This window comes from Propionispora vibrioides (assembly GCF_900110485.1).
Classification (GTDB): domain Bacteria; phylum Bacillota; class Negativicutes; order Propionisporales; family Propionisporaceae; genus Propionispora; species Propionispora vibrioides.
This window is the reverse complement of record NZ_FODY01000010.1, coordinates 101,278-121,244: the sequence shown is the minus strand read 5'-3', so window position 1 is coordinate 121,244 and position 19,967 is coordinate 101,278. Positions and strand designations below refer to the sequence as shown.

The window sequence follows — 19,967 nt, the reverse complement described above, 5'->3', positions numbered from 1 at the left end:
GTTCTTACTTATGATCAGAAAGTCTATGTTTTCTGATCATGTAAAAAATTGCCGGCTTACTAAAATCCGTAAACTCGCTTCGCTCAAACAAATACCCAAAGGGCACAGCGCGGATTTATTAACGTAAGCCGGCAATTTTTCATCCTACGTTCCGGAAAAGGCCGAACAAGAAACAAAAACAAGACTGCTACGCTTTTCTTAGCACAACAGTCTTGTTTTCCTGATAATTCTTATGCTTGTGCCTGCACGGCGGTAATGGCAACGACAGCTACGATATCTTCAGCTTTGCAGCCCCTGGATAAATCATTGATCGGCCTTGCCAGGCCCTGGGTAACCGGTCCGTAAGCCTCACCTTTCGCCAGCCGTTCAACCAGTTTATAGCCAATGTTGCCGGCATTCAAGTCCGGGAAGATCAACACATTGGCTGCACCGGCCACCTTGCTTTGCGGCGCTTTCAGGCTGGCCACCCGCTGTACCAGGGCGGCATCGAGCTGCATTTCGCCGTCGATCAATATATCCGGCGCTTTTTGTTTGGCTAAGGCAGTGGCCTGAACGACCTTCTCGGTATGTTCACTATGAGCGCTGCCCATCGTTGAGTAGGACAGCATGGCTACCGACGGCGTAATGCCCAGCATTTGCTTCATGCTGGTCGCTGTGGCAATGGCAATTTCCGAAAGCTGCTCGGCATTGGGGCTTTCATTCAGGGCGCAGTCGGCGAAAAGCAGCGTTCCATTATCGCCATACTCACAATCAGGAATGGACATAATAAAGAAAGTGGATACCAGCTTGGACCCTGGTGCCGTCTTGACAATCTGCAGGGCCGGACGAAGTGTATCCGCGGTGGAATGGATAGCCCCCGATACCAGACCGTCGGCATCATTTTCTTTTACCATCATCATACCAAAATACACCGGATCTTCCATTAAGGCCGCCGCCTTTTCCGGCGTCATGCCCTTAGACTTACGCAGCTCATAGAAGGCCTCGCTGTAGTGTTGGCGTTTCTCCGAAGTGCGCGGATCAATGATAGTAGCGCCGGACAAATCGATAGAACCGGCATTTTTTAAAATCTCATCCCGTGAACCGATTAATATAACCTCGGCAATATCTTCCTTTATAGCCATGCTGGCTGCCTGAATCACCCGCAGGTCAGTGGCCTCCGGTAAGAGAATCCGCTTTTTATCGGCTTTGGCTTTTTGTTTCAGTTGCTCAAGTATACTCATGTTGATCTCTCCCTATCAAATTCTCGCTGCTTTCATTTTGCTGGCGGTATCGTCAGATCTGATCTTTCACTTCTTCAATCCGGGAGCTAAATCCTGCCTACTTGCCGTCATTCTTTATTTTCGCAAGACTCTGTCTTTTTTATTACTATCAAATATTCTTTTTCCCGTCGGCTCAACCGTTTGATTGCCACTTCCCGTTTTCGGGCATCCGTTTTTTCGGTAAATTCTTCAAAATACGCCAGCCTGACCGGCAGCCGGCAGCGAGTATACTTGGAGGCTGTTCCTGCGTTATGCGCCGCCAGCCGTGCCGTAAGGTCAACCGTCCAGCCGGTATAAAAAGTGCCGTCGGCACATTCCAATATATAGGTAAAAGCCATTGCTTGACTCCTAAACAATAGTTGATCCCCCCAGGCGGGTGGATCAACTGTTTTTTTATAGCCCCGTTGGTTCCGCCTGATAGAGAGAGACGTCCGAAGGGCCGGTCAGATAGTCGGCTGATTTTTGCCGCCAGTCGCTAAAGTGAGGGGTTTGCATATGACGGGTCAGCGCGGCCCGGTCAGTCCAACGTTCTACAAACGCGCAATTTTCCTCACTGTAAGGATCATCCATCAGCTCATAGCTGATGCAGCCCTCTTCCTGGCGGGTCTCGGCCAGAATATGTTGCGCCAGTTTAAACAGTTCACCCTTTTTTCCTGTCCGGACCTTCAGTCTTGCGATTACAATTACCATTACTCTACACATCCCTTCTCCGTAATTAGCTTATTACTCTCCGCTATACAGCAGATAAAGCGCCTGGGTGCCGCTATTTTCATGCCCGGCGGCAGCCAGCTTCTCATACAGGGCTTTTGCCTGCAACAGACCGGGAAGAATAAGGCTCATTTCTTCCGCCGCCTCAATAGCAATTTTCATATCTTTAATAAAATGCTTCACATAAAAACCGGGGGCCGTATCACCGCGCAGCATGCGCGGCGCCAGATTGCTCAATGAAAAGCTGGCGGCAGCTCCTGTGGCGATGCTGGTCAGGACACGGTTCGGGTCCAAGCCCGCCTTAACCGCATAGGACATGGCTTCACAAACCCCCATCATATTGGAAGCAATAGCAATCTGGTTACACATTTTGGTATGCTGCCCGGCTCCGGCCGGCCCCTGCAGGACAATATTAGTCCCCATGCACTGAAACAGCGGAGCGGCTTTTTGAAAAACCTCCTCGTCGCCGCCAACCATAATAGACAGTTTGCCATCTCTGGCGCCGACATCCCCACCGGATACAGGCGCATCCAATACCCGGACACCCTTTTCCGCCCCCGCCGCATACAGCCTGCGGGCCAGCAGCGGCGACGAAGTGGTCATGTCGATTAAAATCGTGCCCGCTTGAGCCCGGGCGATCAAACCGCCGTCTCCCAGATAAATCTCTTCCACATCCTTGGGATAGCCTATCATAGTAACGACGATATCACACGCCGCCGCGGCGTCACCCGGCGAAGCAGCCCAAGCGGCCCCCTGGTCCAGCAGTTCCTGGGCCTTGGCCTTTGTCCGGTTATATACCTGCAACGAGTAGCCAGCCTGCAGCAAATGGCCGGCCATGCTTTTCCCCATAACACCTGTACCGATAAATCCGATTGTCGGTAATCCCATATGACTCAATCTCCTTTTTGCTCAATTGACTTCCCAACAACTCTCTGCCGGCCCGAACTGATTCACCGGCTTACTGTAAAGATTACCGCCTTTTTCTTCATCTTCCTGCCTGCTTCAGGAAAATTCATACTGCCGGTCTGCCGGCTGTTCGGTCAGGACGAACTTATAAAGAGCTTTGGCCACGCCATCGCGGTCGTTAGTATCAGTCACGTAATCGGCCTTTTGCTTAACCACCGCCGCGGCATTGCCCATAGCAATGCCCATACCGGCATATTCCAGCATCGACACATCATTTTCACTGTCGCCAATCGCCAGCACCGCTTCCCGTTCAACCTGGTAAAAGTCGGCAAGGATTTGCACCGCCCGCCCCTTGGAAACGCCCTTGGCGGTTAATTCAATATTATGCTTGGATGAATTGATAATTTCTAAATGGTTTATCCTTTGGAGCCGTTCCCTAAACGGGCCAAGGGAATGAATATTACGATGAATAACCTCGCACTTCACAATATTCTCCCGCTCCTGCCGCAGCACCTTGCGCCAGCGCTGCCAGGAGGACACATATTCCGTGTCAAGCACATTGCGTCTCTGCCCGCTAAGCTGGGCCAGAAAATAAAAAAGCTTAAAAAATATACTGCCATAATAAAATTTATGGGGTGTACAAAAAAAGGGACTGATCCGATAGGAGCGAAACACCTCCAAAATTTCAAGTGCCAGTTGCTCTCCTAACACACTCTGATAAATAACCTCACCTTTGTCTTTCTCCTTGATAAACGCGCCGTTCGAAGCAATAACCGGTGACTTTACGCCCACCAGGTCGGAATAATAGGCGGCGTCGGTATACATTCTGCCGGTGCTGACAACGATATGCACCCCCTGATTATGGGCCTTTTTTATCGCCGCTTTGGTCGTATCGGTAATTTTACTTTTACTATTAAGCAATGTTCCGTCTATGTCAATACAAACCAGCTTATAGGTCATATTCCGTCCTCCTGCCGCCACGTCTTACTATTGCCTAAAAAAAACCTGCTTTATTCACTCGGCTGGCATATCCTGACGGTTTTTTCCCATTTACAGCAAAAATGCCGGGAAAATAATTTTGCCGCTGTTTGTTTCCCTCCGGACAGCCGAAAAACCGCTATTATGCCGCCTGCTTTCTTTATACCATGGAACAGGGCCATACCACAACCGGTATTGCAAGATCCCCGTATTTATGATACTTTTTTAAAGGAATTGACGGGTTTTTTTCCGTTGCGTTCCTTCTGTCCAACCGTTACATTTTACATATCACAGGAGATGAATTGCATGCTGCGCTTTTTTCTTGTATTACTGTTTCTTTTCAGCCAAAGCTTATATATACCGGCACTGCCGGCAGCCCAGGCGGCTGCCGAACCGCTTAAGCCCTCGGCTACCGCTTTCTATACGGCAAAGAACCCGGCCGGTAAAAGACCTATGCTCACCTGGAATTCTGTTCCCGGTGCCGTATCCTATGAAATTGAACTGCTCAGCCGTCTGCCGGAGAACCCCAACGGAGTGCTTCCTTCCCGCTATGAAATCACCCCACTCCGCACCGCTTACGCCCCCGGCTACCAGGCCGATCTTTCCGCCATATTGTCCGACCGTGTCTATTGGCGGGTCCGGGCGCTGGACTACGACAAAAATCCCATCGGTGTCTTTTCCGATGCGCAAGAGCTTGTGCTAAGCAATACCGTCCGTCAGCCGCTTAAGCCGCTGATTACGTCCGATCTGAACTGGCAGAATCGCCCCGCCCCGTTATATCCGGTCTATGCCTGGATTCCGATCAGCGCCACAACCAGATATGAGGTGGAGCTTTTACGTCGTCCGCCAGAAAACCCCAACGGTACGGAGCCGTCCGTTTACCGGATCTGGAGCAAGCAGGTCACCGGCTTTGACTGCTATGACGAGGCCCCCCGCATCACTCCCGGCACTTACTATTGGCGGGTACGCGGCATAGACGCTGCCGGGAATCCGGTAGGGGTATTTTCCGGCACGGCGTCATTCACTGTGGAACCGAACCGGGGTGCCTATGCCGCTACCCTGGGCGACAGTATCACCCACGGCGGCGGCGATATTTCGCACCACCCGGCCGACTGGGAATACGGTTATCAGACTTATCTGTCCTTCCCTGCCGTCAATCTGGGAAAAAGCGGTGATACGTCGGCACAAATCGCCGATCGCTTCTCCCGTGATGTGCTGCCTTACCAGCCTAAATACCTGCTGATTCTGGCCGGCACCAACAGCCTGCGCGGCAATGTTCCGGCTACTGAAGTCATTAAAGATCTGATCTCGCTGCGCAGCCAATGCCAGGCGGCCGGCATCCGGCCGATTTTTCTGACCTTGCCCCCCCTCCGGCCTGAAGCCATGCAACGCGTCTTTCAAGCCGAGACGGCACCGGACTGGCAGAGCAAGTTCAACCGGGTCAATGAATTCATCCGCCATCAGGATTATTATATCGATATTGCACCGGCCTTAACCGGTCCCGACGGACTGCTGCCCGACTACTATTCGGTCGACGGATTGCATCCGGGCATTGCCGGCAAACAGAAAATTGCCCAACTTATCAATGAGAATTGGGCCAGGGTAACCGCTCCATGAAAAACAGTCCGGACTGCATGCAGTCCGGACTGTTTTTTCTTTTGCCCGTAAAGGCTATCTTTTCTAACAAAAACGTACTTTTATTTTCCCGTCCTATTGGCATAGTACTCAATGATTTCCCTGCGACGGATAATGCCAATGAAGATTTCGCTGTCATCGACTACAGGTACAAAGTTCTGAACGATCACCAAAGACAGTAAATCCTCAATTTCCGCATCCACCCGCACCGGTGTGTTGACCATGCGCCGGGGAATATCCCTTATTTTTACCTTTTCGGTATCGGCAAAAGCCAGATTTTGCGTATTTTTCAACTTCCAGAGCAAATCACCCTCCGTAAGGGTTCCGGCATATTTACCGCATTCATCAATTAGGGGGACAGCCGTGTAGCGGTGGTACTCCATTTTTTCCAGAGCCTGCCGCATACTGCTGTTTATCGGCAAATATGTCACTTCACTTTTGGGAATCAAGAAAAAGGCAATATTCATGAAGAACATCCTCCATCTTTTTACTATTTCTTCCTAAAAAAGCATATAATCCTATATCGCCTAGATGGCTCTGATGCTTATGTATACTACCTTGTGTAGGTTCTCTGTTATAACGGGAAACTCCTGCCTGTCCCGACAGAAACAAATAGCACGTCATCCAGGTTTTACAAAAAACTAACATAGATTTCATTCTTTTCCACTATAAATGGGTAATATATATTATATAAGAAATTTCTACTATGTATTATATGAGGTGATTTCTTGAAACGATGCACCGTCATAGTACCGGAACTTCATTGTATTTCCTGTGAGAAACGCGTAGAGACCCTGCTTGCCAGGAATCGGGGTGTAAAAAAAGTAAATGCCAACTATGTCAATGGAACCATCACTGTTGATTATGACCCTTCTCTTTGCGACCAAACAGCCATAATCAAGCTGCTGGTCTCAGCCGGCTATACAGTCAAGGCTTCTTCTCCAAGTTCCGGCTGGTACAATATGCTAGGAATGGCCGCTATTTTTGCAGTCATTGTCTTCTTGAGTACCTACACGGACAGCGCTGCCCTAACTTCTCTGCTTACAAGCCAGGCCTCCTATGTGGCATTATTTACGGCTGGCTTGCTGGCCTCCCTGCACTGTGCCGGTATGTGCGGCGGAATTATGCTAAGCCAGTGTGTTACCTCACATAGCCGTAGCCGCCGGAGCGCCTTAATTCCTAACCTTCTTTATAATATCGGCCGCCTGACCGGTTATAGCGCACTGGGAGGCATGGCCGGTGCTTTAGGCTCGGTATTCTCGTTATCCATTGGCTTAATGTCCGGTATCTCTATCATTGCCGGACTGGCTATGATCATTATGGGCATTCATATAACAGGCTTTACCTTTCTGGGCAAACGTCTAAGCTTTGCCTTGCCCCAAATTCCCTATAAACCTAAAACACCGTTTCTGATTGGTGTACTAAACGGTCTTATGCCCTGCGGACCACTCCAAACTATGCAGTTATATGCCCTGGGAACAGCCAGTGTAACGCAAGGTGCGCTCTCCATGTTTATTTTCGCTCTGGGTACCATGCCGCTCATGCTTTCCTTTGGAGCTTTAGCCGGATTTTTCAGTGCAGCCGCCACCAAAAAAGTATTGAAGCTGGCTGGAGTTTGCGTGATCGTACTGGGGATTGCCATGACCGGCCGTGGTCTGACCTTAGGCGGTTTTACCTGGCCCTGGCTGTCATCGCAGGCCAGTGCGGCTGATTCGGCAAATCTGACAAAAGCAAAAATAACAAACGGTGTCCAGACCATCCACATGAAAGCAGATAATAAAGGCTATGCGCCTAATGTCTTTTTTGCCCAAAAGAATATACCCATCCGCTTTGTTATTCAGGCTGACCGCTTAACTTCCTGTAACAATGAGATTCTGATTCCTGATTTAAAAATACGGAAAAAGCTGATTCCCGGTGAAAACGTTTTGGAAATCCCTCCTCAAACCTCGGATATTGCCTTTAGCTGCTGGATGGGTATGTTAAAGGGAGTGATCAAGTTGACTGACGACCTGGCCGTCTTACAGCCGGGAGAACAACAGGTCGCCTTGCCTGCGATGTCTCCCGCCTGCTGTAGACAGGAAATCAACCCACAAAGTTCTGTCGCCAGTATCTATGGCAACGATCTTAGCAAAGTCTCTCCAGACCGCCTGATTCATAAAGCCCAAATTAACCCCAGTGGCCAGACGGCAGCAGTAAAAGCAATTGGCGTAGAATTGGAACCGCTAGTCCTGGTGGTAGAGCAGGGTCTTCCGGCCAATATAACTTTTGACGTGTCACAAGCCGCTAATTCTCAGGGCTTGTGGGAAATCACCAATCTGGAAAAGCGGACAGTGCTTTCTGCTTTTACCATACCTGCTAACGGCGCCACCGTTCCTTTTACGAGCCCGGCTGCCGGAAAATTCGGCATCTTCAAGGATAAAAAAATGGTAGGGCTGCTTATCGCCAGCCATAATATCCAGGCAGTCAACCCGGCCGAACTAAAGCAGATTCTGCTGGAAAACCGTTGATAACAAACTATCCAACTGCCAAAGCAAAAAACAAGGGGACTTGACGGATATTCCGTCAGTCCCCTTGTTTTAATAATTTGCAATCAAACGCTTATAAGCATACTCATTTGACCGGTGCCAGCTTTTGCCGCAGCCAGCGTATGTTGCCTGTCAAAATGCCATAGGTGATCATCCCGCCAATCAGACCCCAAAAGGGAGCGCCGATGCCCAGCAAAGTGATACCCGAAATAGTGATTAAAAAGGTTACCAGAGCACTCTCCTTATCTTTTTCGGTCTCCATAGCCGATGACAGACTTGACCCCAAAGAGCCAAACAAAGCCACCCCGGCAATGACGGCAACCAGTTCGGCCGGGAACGCTGAAAATATGGCTACTACTGTTGCGCCGAACAAGCTCAATAACATATAAAAAACACCGCAGGCAATGCCGGCAACATAACGTTTTTCCGGCTGGGCATGAGCTTCCTTACCCGTACAAATAGCCGCCGTAATGGCTGCCAGATTAACGCCATGCGACCCGAAAGGCGCGGACAGCAATGAGGCAATGCCGGTGACACCAATCAGCGGATTAGGCGGCAAATCGTAACCGTCTACCTTTAGCACACCGATACCAGTTGCATTTTGAGACACCATAGTCACAATGCAAAGCGGCAAGCCAAGGCCTACTATCGCTTTCAGAGAAAAAACCGGCGCCGTATAGACCGGTTCCACCAACGCCATGCGAATAGCCACGGGGGCCAATTCGTGCAACAGGCCGGCGCTGGCCAGGCCGCTTAGCAACGTGGCAGCTACCGCGTATCGTGGACAATACCGTTTGCTCAGCAAATAAACCACAAACATCGGTAAAGCCACCAGCGGCATTTGTTTCAGCGACACAAACACATCAACCCCGAATTTCAGTAAAATGCCGGCTAACATAGCGGCAATAATCCCACGGGGAATCCGCTCCATTATCGCGGAAAACAAGCCTGAATAGCCCAAAATAACAACCAGCACGGCGGAAAAAATAAAAGCGCCAACCGACTCGGCAAAAGAATAACCAGCCCAACCGGAAACTAAAAGTACCGCCCCCGGTGTGGACCAAGAAGCAATCACCGGCGCCCGGAACCAGGCGCTGAGCAGCATACCCGCCAGGCCGCTGCTAAAAGAAATGGCCCAAATCCAGGAAGACAACTCCGCATCCGATAAATGAGCGATTCTCGCTGCCTGGAAGACGATCAGCAAGGGCCCGGCGTAAGAAACGAGCACTGCAATAAAACCTGAGGTAATAGCGGAAACAGACCAGTCCTGTTTTACATCGGCCAGAAATTTGCTAACAACAGACATGATACATCCTTCCCCTTCCCAGCCGGCTGTACAGATTACCAGCGTTTTACTTTCTATCTAACCATGTTACCACTATAACAGTCAATAGACAGATGTAACAATTGACGATAGACCACGCTGTCGGTAATTGCTGGTATTGTCTGTTCCAAGGTGTAACAAGCCGCTTCCTGTATACACTATATAACAAACTCTGGTATAGTGACAGGTTCATCTTTTAATCAAAGGACGCAGAATGCATTTTTATCTGCAAGGCAGAGGAATGAGTCGTAGCGGTTCCTACGCCGATTGACGGCAACGTAGCAGATGGACCTTCAGATAAGTCATGTAGCTAAAATAGGCGCTTATTACTACACTCGGATGGAGGAATCGGACATGCTCTGGGATTTTGCCGTCTTACTCGCTGCCGCCGGTTTAATTTATATAAGCTGTGAACTATTTGTCAACGGAATTGAATGGGTCGGCAAAAAGTTCAATATCTCGCAAAACGCAGTGGGCAGTGTTCTGGCCGCGCTGGGCACGGCGCTGCCGGAAAGCTCGGTCACACTGATGGCGGTCGCTTTCGGCGTACAGGATATCGGTGTGGGAGCCGCCCTGGGCGGGCCGCTGATCCTCAGCACCGTCGGCTATGCCGTTGTCGGCTGGTGTCTGTTTATCTATTTAAAACAGCAAGCCCGCGCTACCTGCCTGTCTATTGACAGTGACAAACTGGCGCGGAACCAAGTGTGGTTTCTGGTCATCTTTACTTTCAACATTGCCCTGGGCCTTATCGCCTTTCCCGGCAAGGCCTATAGCGGCCTGCTGCTGATCGCCGCCTATGCCTGGTACGCCGTCAGGGAAATGCAGGCCGAATCCAGTGTAGCCAAGAATTTGGCGCCCCTTACCTTCCGCCCGCACGAAAAAGACCCTTCTGTTTATTGGGTACTCTTGCAGACCGGTCTGGCTCTAATCCTTATTTTCCTGGGTTCGCAAACTTTTGTCCACCGTCTGGAGGGATTCAGCCTGACATTGGGTCTGCCGGCGCACATCGTCGCCCTGTTTTTAAGTCCTGTCGCCACCGAGCTGCCGGAAACTATCAACGCTGTTATCTGGGTACGGCAGGGAAAAATCGCGCTGGCCCTAAGCAATATCAGCGGCTCCATGATGATTCAGGCCGCCATCCCCAGCGCACTTGGCCTGCTGTTCACTTCCTGGCGCTTCGATCAATACCTGGTTATGGCAGGCGCCGTCACCTGGTTGTCCATTTTTTTCCTCTGGCTCACCCTGCGCCGCCAACATCTCTGTGTCAGCCGCCTGCTCTTCTGCGGCTTCTTTTATCTGCTGTTCGTAGCCGGCACCTATGCCTCAGCCGTCCATCTGGTGGATTATCAGTCCCTGTCCGAACGGGTTCTCCGTTTCTTTGCGTAAAATAACAGGATCGCCACCACCAGCACTGCCGCTATCCCCAGATTTAAACGATGCCCGACAGCATAAATAACAGCCCATTTTTCACCAAGCAACAGTCCGGCATAGATTAACAGGATGGTCCAGGGCAGCGATCCCAGCACGGTATACAGCACAAACCGGATAAAATCGACCCTGGCAAAGCCGGCAGGCAGCGAAATGAAGGTCCTGACGACAGGCAGCAGGCGGCTGAAAAAAGTCGCCTTCATACCATAGCGGTCAAACCAGCGCTGCGCCGCCGCCACATGACCGGCTGATAAAAAAATGTACTTTCCGTACTTTTCCACAAACGGGCGGCCGCCATAATAACCTACAGCATAAGCAGCTATCGACCCAGCCAGACCGCCTGCCACACCGGCTGCCACAGCCGGTGCAAATTCCAGCCTGCCCAGGAAAACCAGGTAGCCGGCAAAGCCGAAAATAACTTCGCTCGGCACAGGCAAACAGGCGCTCTCCAGCGCCATCCCCAGAAAAATCGCGGGATAGCCCCAGGCCCCAATATAATTTACAATCACATCAAGCAGTTGTTCCATGACAGTACCTCCCATCCATGACTCATTGTATATCATTTTTAACAAAATTACAGCTTTTCACGCAATACAAACTATTTTAGATATATTACTTTTTAACAATGATTCCTATTTAACATTTACCGCCCTGCTGATAAAATAGTAATGTAATATATGGCTTGTTTACCATATTCTATTTTAGCCAGTAGCTGCGTTAAAGCGATTGCTAATTTGGGTGAGGATTTTTTTCCACGCGAGGCGGCGGAGCCTCAGATTTAAGGTGACAACAACGAAGCAGTGCGGAAAAAGACCGCAAACAGCAGCATTTTTAATGCAGATGAAGTACTGGCAGTAAAAGGGTGATGAAACTATGCGTATCGATAAAAAAAGCGATTTTGACACACAGGAACTGTCTTTTCACGAGATTGACGAAGGTTTTTCCACCAGGGAAGCCATTGCCGAGGCAAAGCGCTGTTTAAATTGCAAGAATCCGCTCTGCCGGACAGGCTGTCCGATTACCAATGAAATACCACAGTTTATTCAGGCACTGGCCAAAGGCAATATTGGCGAAGCCAGTGATATTATTGCCCGCCGCAGCAACCTGCCGGCTGTTTGCGGCCGGGTTTGCGCTCACGAAAAGCAATGTGAAGGCGCCTGTATTTTAAGTAAAAAACAGGCTGGCATTAAAATCGGCAAGCTGGAACGGTTTATCGCCGACTTTGACGCGGAAATGGATATTAGCGTGCCTCCCGCCCAAACAGGCAAGTTCGGCCAGGTCGCCGTAATCGGCTCGGGGCCGGCCGGCCTTACCATAGCGGGCGATTTAGCCAAGCTGGGGATTGGTGTAACCGTATTTGAGGCCCAGCCTGAACTGGGTGGCGTATTGGTTTACGGTATCCCTGAATTCCGTTTGAGCAAGGAAGTGGTGCAGCGGGAAGTCCGCAAAATCAAGCGGCTTGGCGTAACCTTCAAAACCAATGTACTGATCGGCAAGGACATCACCATCGACGAAATGTTTGAGCAAGGCTTTGATGCCATTTTCATCGGTACAGGCACGGCACTGCCCCGGATGCTCAATTTACCGGGAAAAGATCTGCCCGGCGTCATGCCGGCCACCTACCTGCTCAGCATGGTCCGTCTGGCCGCCGCCGACATTCTTGACCGCCAGGAGGTACCGGTCCACCCCGGCGATACGGTGCTGGTCATCGGCGCCGGGAACGTAGCCATCGACGCCGCCCGAACAGCTTTGCGCATGGGTGCGGCCAAAGTTACCGTAGTCTATCGCCAAACCGAAAAAGAAATGACGGCTTTAAAATCGGAATACGAAGATGCCGTCACCGAAGGTGTTGCTTTTCGCTGGCTGACGGCCCCCCGCGCCTTCCACGGCACGGAATGGGTAACCGGTCTGGAATGCGAGCGGCAGGAACAAACGCAGGAAGGCGTCTTACAGGGTACCGGCGATATAGAAATACTGCCCGCGACCAAAGTCATTGTAGCCGTTGGTCAGCGGCCGGCCGCCCGCATCGTATCAACCACCACCGGTATTGACGTAAACGACAAAGGGTATGTGGTGACCCGTGACCGCCCCTATGGCATGACCACCCGGCGCGGTGTATTTGCCGGCGGTGATGTGGTCCACCAACCGGCGACTGTGGTACTGGCCATGAAAGAAGCGAAAAAAGTGGCCGCCGGCATCGCCATGTATGTGGAAGCAAAGAAATTGCTGGAAGAATGCTGATTGTTTGCCGCCACTTTACCTTTGCTCTATGCTATAATAAAAGTAAATATTTTGGGATTGTTTGTAAATGGACGGAATGACCCATAGCGAGTGCTTTTTGCGCCAAACGAGGCAGCATTTTCTGAAATAGTGAGTGGCTTCTATTTCAAAAAACGTTAACGAAGTATGGCACAAAAGCATCGTCAGGGATGTTTCGGCTAGTACAAACAAGCCCTAGCTGGTAGAGAGGCAGGAGATGCAATGCAAAGCTTAGAGACCACGCTTCAGCAGGCAACCCGTGATTTGACTGTTTCCCTTGAACAGATTCATGCCATTGCTAAAAGCTTCAAGCAGGCCATGATTGACGGAATGGCCGGCACGGATGAAACACTGAAAATGCTGCCATCCTTCTTACAGGCGCCGACCGGCCGGGAGACCGGGCAATACCTGGCCGTAGACTTTGGCGGGACCAATGTCCGGACTTTGGTCGCCGAACTGGACGGTAAGGGTGGTTTGTCGGTAAAAAATCACCTTTCCCGTCCATTGAAAGATCCGTCAGGCGCTTATGATTATCTTGCTGCCAGCGCCAGCGCGGAAGAACTGTTTGATTTCATAGCCGAACAGCTTGCACAAATTGCCGAGCCGTCTGTCACCTACCATCTCGGTCATACCTTTTCCTTTCCCATGCGGCAGACCGGCGTAAACACGGCATCTTTAATTCACTGGACCAAAGAAATCGCCACTGCCGGCGTAGAAAGCCAGGATGTCAACCAACTGCTCCAGGCGGCATTACACCGTAAGGGACTAACCAACATCAAACCGCAGGTTATTTTAAATGATACGGTAGGCACCCTGCTTACCAGCGCTTACAGCCATCCCGGCACCGACATCGGCTCAATTTGCGGCACCGGCCACAATACGGCCTATTTAGAGCCCAAATCGCCCCTGACCGGCGGCCCGATGGTCATCAATATGGAATCGGGCAATTTCAATAAAAAACTGCCGCTTAGCAACTATGACCGGCAGCTTGACCAGTCCAGCGAAAAGCCGGGCGCCCAATTGCTTGAAAAAATGGTTTCCGGCCGCTATATCGGTGAGCTTTTGCAGCTCATTATGACCGACTTACAAAAGAAAGGATTGCTGTCTCACTGTGCGGATAAAGTGACGGCCTTTCTTTCCCAGCCAGCTTGTTTTTCCGGCGCCGATATCGCGGTTTTGACCGGTGACGCCTCCGGCGATTTAACGGCTATTGCCGCTTGGCTAAAGCAGCGGCTCTGCATTACCGACTCCGCCTTAAGCGACCGTCAGGCGCTGGCCACGATAGCTACCCTGATTGCCACCCGCTCGGCCCGTTTGGTTGCCGCCAGCTTTGTCGGCATTCTGCAGCGGATTGACCCTGCCTTGGAACACAATCATACCATTGCCATTGACGGTTCCTTATATGAGAAATTACCTGGCTACGCCGACGCCATTCATCAGGTTCTGGCTGAAGTATATCGGGACAGGGCGCACCGGATTGTGACCAAGTTAAGTAAGGACGGTTCCGGCTTAGGAGCGGTGGTGGCTGTTGCCATTGCCAGCCGTTCATAAATCAGAAAAAAGATCAGGCTCTGCGCTTCTGGCACAGAGCCTGATCTTTTTATTAGACAAGTATGAGGAATGGCTGATTAATATAACCTGGCAGTTCCTAAGTCCGGTTGATTCTTTCCCGTACCGCACCGACAATTTCCTGAGCAAAAGGACCCAAATCCTTGTCGGCAAAAGCCTTTAACGTTCCGGCCGCCACCTGACGAATGGCGCTTCGAATCATCGCCGGATCGGAAATTACCGCCTGCCGCAGACGGTTTTCGATCCGGACACCGGCAATCAGTACCTCTTCCGCTGCAATCCGGTTGATTACCCCAACCAAGTCGGAATCACCGATCACCACATCGCCTACCGTTTGAAAAACGGCCCGAATCACCGTTGCCATACTGCCGCTGCTTTTATCGACAATGATCACCGGCCGCTGCCCCAAAGCCAGTTCTCCCGCGTGGCCGATAAATTTCACATTGACGGCTGTCAGGTTGGGTTCCGTTGCCTGCAGCAGACTTTCCCGGGTTATATTGGTGGCTATGTTAATCACTACCGGCGGCAGCTTCATCCGGCCAAAAACTTTGATACATTCCAGCACCTCCCCATCAGGTACGGCTAATATGACCAGCGGCAGCGCTTCCATATCCGCCAGGCTGCTCACCGCTTCAGCACAGAGCTTGGCTGCCAGTGCCTGCCGTCTGCCGGCATTTTTGTCGAACAGGCATAAGGAATAGCCTCCCTGCTGCGAAAGCCTGGAAGCTAACGCCCGCCCCATACGGCCTACACCGACAATTCCGATACGCATCCTATCCCTCCAGCTCATTCAAAAATTACCTACTCCGTATATAGTAAGTATATTCCGCAGCAGGGTGCCGGTGTTATTTTTATTTTCATAACTACAACCAGATTAGTAGCGCAGCATACTAAAGACCGCTAAGCCTATCCCCAGCAATACCATTGTCCACATCCAGATGGCGCCGGCCTTATTGTTCTGTTTATTCAACCAGGAAGCATAGGTATAGGCCGGCACAGCAGCAACCAGGCTAAGCACGAAAAACAAGTAATCCATCTTACCACCCCGCAAGCCAACATCTCTTGTACTTCAATAGCCGTTTCATTCTATCTTTCCCACCGTCTGCTGCATGAGGCCGGTTCGCCGCACAATGGTCTTGACACTTATGTCAAACTCCGCCTGCCGGTACATGGGCGGCCAGTCTAATTGCATAAACTCCTGATGGGTAGCAAAAAACGGCCGCATACGCACCCCAAAGCCAGCCACATCGCAGCCCCACTCCTGCGTCTTATGAAGCATTTTCAGGATCTGGGCCTGCAAAAGCTGGTTGATATGGCTTTCCAGCAACTGGTTGTATTCACCTTGCTCATAGTTTGTACCGCTGGGAATTGCCGTTATTTCCGTTTCCACATTTACCTCTACCTTAACATGAACCTGCCCGTCCACCTGTTTTAATGTAATATGGGGTTTACCGTTTAGCCGCATGGTGAGATTAACAAACTTCTCCGGTACCAACGGATCGGTTATGACATAGAAGCCACGCGGTAAATTTCCCCGCAGAATATTTACCATACGGGTTTCCTCATCGGTCAGCGTCCCTACCATTTTATCACCGTTAAATACGGCAAGCCCCAGAGCCTCCGCCGGGTTCCCCTTCTCTAAAGGAGCATTTCCTGCCGTGTATTCGGAAGAAACCTCAGCGGGGAACATACTTCCTTCTTCTTGATTATTGCCTTTTCTCTCATTAAGGCTAACCAATGTAGCCAGTGGGCAATCTCCTACGTTTTTTAGCTCTTTATAAAAATCGTGCAAGGTAGTCCGGAAATAATAACCCGACTCTTCCGCGCTAAACATCATAGACTCGTAATAGCGGGACATAAACGTCTCCAGTTTGGGCCGGTTCTTGTCAATAAAATCCTGTGCACTAACCCCGTGAGTCACTAAAATATAGATAGAACCGCGCATGTCACGGAATCGCATCAAGGGAGCAAAAATATCATTAATGCCTTGTTTCGCCAAATCTTCGCCGATAATAAGCGCTTTCATATGGGAAAAGGTCAATGTTCGGGACATAGATGAATTGATCAAATTACGGGCCTCGGCCAATGACCGTGCTGTCGCCGTAACACTGACCTGCGTCTTGGATTCCTCTTCGCCACCCTCTTTCGTAGATGGTTTTGGCAAAGCAACCTGGCAGGTATACTTTATCGTACCTTCCTGCTCTCCCTTATCAATTCCCAGGGCCAGCACATAGGCTGTACTATCGGTTTCCTGAGCGCCGCTGCAGCCGGTTGTAAAGAGCAGGCTGCCAATAATAACTAAACACCAGACTACGAGCCGGAAGGACATTTCTTCACGCCTCCCTGCTTGGAACCCTTTATCCACAAAGCCAGTAATAAAATAAAAGGAATAGCTATTTCGCATCCGGCAAATACCGTAGTATGCAAGTATCCATCCATTCGTATTACCTTAATGATATCTTCATGTAAAGAGGCTACTTGTTCTAATATAATAACAGCAATTGGCATTATCGGCTTGATCGCCGGTAAGTTAAGTAACCTTGCCAGCATAAACAGGGCAAAATACAGGGCAACAGCAACAGCAAAGGTCCCGGCAATAACCCATAACAGAATAAATAGGGATTCAATTCGCTGCAAATACCGGCTTATATATACCAGGCGGGCCATTTCATAAAACGGCAGTACTTTTTCCAGACCCACTTGAACGCCAAAAACCAGGACAAATACACCCAGCGACGCGCTTTTAATCAAAGCGCTGCCACCAAGGCCAAATACCAGGGAAGTCCGTACAGTCCGGTAGTTTTGTAACGAAGGAGCCAGCATGGTTACAGCCAAAACTCCGGACATATTATATCCGCTCGACACAATGGAAGCGCTAATGGCTTCTTTGATCCCATAACCCAGCCAGGGCGCTAAATTATAGACATCATAATAAGGATAGAGCAGTAAGAATACCGTCGTTAATCCTATGACACCAAAAGGAATGATAATATAGAGGGATCTTCCCATTGCTTCAATTCCTGCATAAAGCACAATCAGCACACAGATGGCATAGCCAAAAGAAACAACTTGAAAGTCTGTATTGGGCAAAGCGGTAAGCAGGGTATTTTCCGTAAACTGTCTAAAGAGCAAAACGGCGTTAGTAAAAAACAGGCTGATGCAGAGAAGAGCCATGATTCTTGCTCCCCAGATTCCCAGCAATTTTTCCGTTATCTGATACAGGTCTCCCGGCACCCGTTTATAGACATACAAGAAGACAAACGATGCAGCCATGCTGATAAAACCGGCAACAAGAGTAACAAGCCAGGCCAGTTCTCCGCTTAAGGCAATAACCTGCACCGGATTGGACAAAAAAACCCTGACCATAGAAATATTAAAAATAATACCAATGGCCGCTGCCTGTCCCAGCGTTCCATGCTGATAGCTCAAAGCTGTCACCTCCTGTTAACCGGTTTTTCAGTCTTCCAGACACGGCTGATTCCGGGTTGACGCCGGATATCTTTAGGGTTCAATTCATCAGGACGTTTTTCTTGCCGGTAGACCGGTCCTCTAAATACCACATCCAGACCGGCTCTTGTTCTGGGTCCTAAGGGTGACAAATAAGGAACACCGAAGGATTTCATGCTGGTTAACAGCATGGTTAAAATTATCATGCCAAAGGCAATACCGACGAAGCCAAGGGCAGCAGCCAGCAGCAACAGTACAAATCGGTAAATGCGCAAAGCAAAGGCCATGCGATAATCAGGTATGGTAAACGAAGCCACCCCGGTTAAGGCAACCAATACCACCATAATCGGACTGACTATATTGGCACTTACGGCCGCCTGACCTAAAATAATGGCGCCCACAATGCCAATCGTTGAACCTAACACACCGGGAACCCGTATTCCGGCTTCACGAATCAACTCAAAGGAAAACTCCATAAGTAAAATCTCAACCAAAGCAGGAAAAGGAACCTTTTCCCGTGCCCCGGCAATCGCCAGGGCCAGATCGGTAGGCAAGGCTTCCTGATGAAAGTAGTTAATAGCCATATATAACGCCGGCAAAATAATTGCCAGTACTGTTCCGATCCAGCGCAACAAGCGTACGCCCGTCGCCACCATGACCGGCAGGTTAAAATCCTCGCTGGACTGAAAAAAAGTAAATAAATTGGTCGGAAGAATATGAACAAAGGGACTGCCGTCCAACAAAACAGCAATCCTCCCCTCCGCCAAATGGACAGCAATCCGGTCCACCCGTTCGGTAGACAAGCTCTGGGGAAAAGGGATATTGGGATGATCTTCAATGAATTGCACTAACACACCAACGGACGGAATATAATCGGTTCTGATGCCTTCAATGCGCCGTTTAACCTCCGCCACTTCCGTCTCGTTCGCCACCGACTGTAAATACATGACAGCACATTTCATCGGAATACGTTCCCCTACCAGAATCATCTCGGTAACCAGATCATTAGTCGGCATAGTTACCCGGATTTGCGCGGTATTAGTCCGTAAGTTCTCAGTAAAAGATGCCTGGCCGCCCCGCACCGACTGCTCCAGTTGGGGCCTGTCGATGCTTCGCTTATCATACCCTTTTGTGTCAATAACCAAAGCCGCGGTCATTCCATCAACCAATAACGCCGTATCACCGCCATTGACACCATCCATTGCTTCATTAAACCGTTGAGTAATCTGTACCTGATTGCTGGGCAGCAACGTATCGGCTATTGTTTGCGCCAGATCCGGACTTTCCGAATAACGTATATCATCCTGGATAGCCAGCAGTGGCTTTAAGATGGCTTCATTAATGACTTTTTTGTCAATCATTCCGTCAAGATATATCAACAAAGCCGGCAGCGGCGGCACAAAAGGGAGTGTGAAATTTCGAATAACCGCATCTTTGTTTTTCGGCAGATTATAAAGCTTCTTCAGTAATTTTTCATTCTCCGTCAGTACAGAGCTTATGATTCTTTTTTCCGCCTCGGTACTGCTGGTATAAGCCATCCAAAGAGGATTTATTTCAGCCTGCTGCTCTTCCAGAAGTTCAACTTCTTCAATAATATCGGAGCTTACCGGGGTTTTGCCTTGCTGCTGCAAAGCCTGTACACTGTCTTCCATTGCCTTGGCCAGTCGTTTTGCCTGAGCCAACAAACGGTTTAACTGCGCCAGTTTCGCTTCTTTTCCGGTTGTCTCATCCTGTTCTTCATGGACTTCGTATTCCTGTTCCTGCAGGATGAAAGGCTCGGGAAGCTGTGGTGGTTGGTATACTAACAGACTCTTCAAATAACGGTACAACTTAAAAGCCGAGTTATTATTCACCCCATCACCCCCGCCGGATTAGCAATAGTATGTCCTTAGCCGGCCCTATTTACTCACAGCCTGTCATACAACAGTA

The 19,967-nt window shown here is 50.0% G+C and carries 18 protein-coding genes; 5 read left to right on the top strand and 13 right to left on the bottom strand.

The window, feature by feature from the left end; translation table 11 throughout:
* Positions 1-230: 230 nt before the first annotated feature.
* The 5 genes from pta to BMW43_RS10160 form a co-directional block, all read right to left on the bottom strand.
* Entirely contained in the window at positions 231-1,220 is a 990-nt protein-coding gene (pta, locus tag BMW43_RS10180) for a phosphate acetyltransferase (protein ID WP_091746617.1), read from the bottom strand.
* 107 nt (positions 1,221-1,327) lie between these two features.
* Positions 1,328-1,597, bottom strand: coding sequence for a GIY-YIG nuclease family protein (locus tag BMW43_RS10175; protein ID WP_091746615.1), 270 nt, complete (start codon positions 1,595-1,597; stop codon positions 1,328-1,330).
* A 55-nt stretch (positions 1,598-1,652) separates the two neighbouring features.
* Positions 1,653-1,949, bottom strand: a complete 297-nt coding sequence (locus tag BMW43_RS10170; RefSeq protein ID WP_091746612.1) for a putative quinol monooxygenase — start codon at positions 1,947-1,949, stop codon at positions 1,653-1,655.
* Positions 1,950-1,982: 33 nt separating this feature from the next.
* Positions 1,983-2,864, bottom strand: a complete 882-nt coding sequence (locus BMW43_RS10165) for an NAD(P)-dependent oxidoreductase (RefSeq protein ID WP_342725405.1) — start codon at positions 2,862-2,864, stop codon at positions 1,983-1,985.
* A gap of 105 nt (positions 2,865-2,969) precedes the next feature.
* Positions 2,970-3,833, bottom strand: coding sequence for a Cof-type HAD-IIB family hydrolase (locus BMW43_RS10160; protein ID WP_091746606.1), 864 nt, complete (start codon positions 3,831-3,833; stop codon positions 2,970-2,972).
* A gap of 324 nt (positions 3,834-4,157) precedes the next feature.
* On the opposite strand from BMW43_RS10160, the gene BMW43_RS10155 reads away from it, so the two are divergent.
* Complete coding sequence (locus BMW43_RS10155; protein ID WP_245732334.1) at positions 4,158-5,468, top strand: SGNH/GDSL hydrolase family protein; 1,311 nt, start codon at positions 4,158-4,160, stop codon at positions 5,466-5,468.
* An 80-nt stretch (positions 5,469-5,548) separates the two neighbouring features.
* Here the strand turns inward: BMW43_RS10155 and BMW43_RS10150 are convergent, their stop codons facing one another.
* Positions 5,549-5,953: a CBS domain-containing protein gene (locus tag BMW43_RS10150; RefSeq protein WP_091746603.1), complete on the bottom strand. Its 405-nt coding sequence runs from the start codon at positions 5,951-5,953 to the stop codon at positions 5,549-5,551.
* 261 nt (positions 5,954-6,214) lie between these two features.
* Here BMW43_RS10150 and BMW43_RS10145 point away from each other — a divergent pair, with 261 nt between their 5' ends.
* Positions 6,215-7,993, top strand: a complete 1,779-nt coding sequence (locus tag BMW43_RS10145; protein ID WP_091746600.1) for an urease accessory protein UreH domain-containing protein — start codon at positions 6,215-6,217, stop codon at positions 7,991-7,993.
* A 103-nt stretch (positions 7,994-8,096) separates the two neighbouring features.
* Here BMW43_RS10145 and BMW43_RS10140 read toward each other — a convergent pair whose 3' ends face one another.
* Positions 8,097-9,317 (bottom strand): benzoate/H(+) symporter BenE family transporter, encoded by a 1,221-nt coding sequence (locus BMW43_RS10140; RefSeq protein ID WP_091746597.1) that lies wholly within the window; start codon positions 9,315-9,317, stop codon positions 8,097-8,099.
* A 372-nt stretch (positions 9,318-9,689) separates the two neighbouring features.
* Here BMW43_RS10140 and BMW43_RS10135 point away from each other — a divergent pair, with 372 nt between their 5' ends.
* Entirely contained in the window at positions 9,690-10,721 is a 1,032-nt protein-coding gene (locus tag BMW43_RS10135; protein WP_091746594.1) for a sodium:calcium antiporter, read from the top strand.
* Here BMW43_RS10135 and BMW43_RS10130 read toward each other — a convergent pair.
* On the bottom strand, positions 10,682-11,290 hold the full coding sequence (locus BMW43_RS10130; protein WP_091746591.1) for a DedA family protein: 609 nt from the start codon (positions 11,288-11,290) through the stop codon (positions 10,682-10,684). The two genes, BMW43_RS10135 and BMW43_RS10130, sit on opposite strands and share 40 nt — an antisense overlap.
* A 346-nt stretch (positions 11,291-11,636) precedes the next feature.
* On the opposite strand from BMW43_RS10130, the gene BMW43_RS10125 reads away from it, so the two are divergent.
* Positions 11,637-13,004 (top strand): NAD(P)-dependent oxidoreductase, encoded by a 1,368-nt coding sequence (locus BMW43_RS10125; protein WP_091746588.1) that lies wholly within the window; start codon positions 11,637-11,639, stop codon positions 13,002-13,004.
* A 240-nt stretch (positions 13,005-13,244) separates the two neighbouring features.
* The gene (locus tag BMW43_RS10120; RefSeq protein WP_091746585.1) at positions 13,245-14,573 is read left to right on the top strand and encodes a hexokinase family protein; all 1,329 of its coding nucleotides are present in this window, start codon (positions 13,245-13,247) and stop codon (positions 14,571-14,573) included.
* Positions 14,574-14,670: 97 nt separating this feature from the next.
* Here the strand turns inward: BMW43_RS10120 and BMW43_RS10115 are convergent, their stop codons facing one another.
* From BMW43_RS10115 to BMW43_RS10100, 5 genes are all read right to left on the bottom strand, one after another.
* A complete protein-coding gene (locus BMW43_RS10115) occupies positions 14,671-15,363 on the bottom strand; it encodes an NAD(P)-binding domain-containing protein (protein ID WP_177173541.1) in 693 nt (230 codons plus the stop codon).
* Positions 15,364-15,465: 102 nt separating this feature from the next.
* Complete coding sequence (locus tag BMW43_RS21135; RefSeq protein WP_177173540.1) at positions 15,466-15,627, bottom strand: hypothetical protein; 162 nt, start codon at positions 15,625-15,627, stop codon at positions 15,466-15,468.
* 45 nt (positions 15,628-15,672) lie between these two features.
* Positions 15,673-16,920 carry a Ger(x)C family spore germination protein gene (locus BMW43_RS10110; RefSeq protein WP_177173539.1) on the bottom strand — a complete coding sequence of 416 codons (1,248 nt, stop codon included), beginning with the start codon at positions 16,918-16,920 and terminating at the stop codon, positions 15,673-15,675.
* The gene (locus tag BMW43_RS10105; protein ID WP_091746576.1) at positions 16,902-18,020 is read right to left on the bottom strand and encodes a GerAB/ArcD/ProY family transporter; all 1,119 of its coding nucleotides are present in this window, start codon (positions 18,018-18,020) and stop codon (positions 16,902-16,904) included. Before BMW43_RS10105 ends, BMW43_RS10110 begins: the two co-directional genes overlap by 19 nt.
* 5 nt (positions 18,021-18,025) lie before the next feature.
* A complete protein-coding gene (locus BMW43_RS10100) occupies positions 18,026-19,891 on the bottom strand; it encodes a spore germination protein (RefSeq protein ID WP_091746573.1) in 1,866 nt (621 codons plus the stop codon).
* Positions 19,892-19,967: the final 76 nt, after the last annotated feature.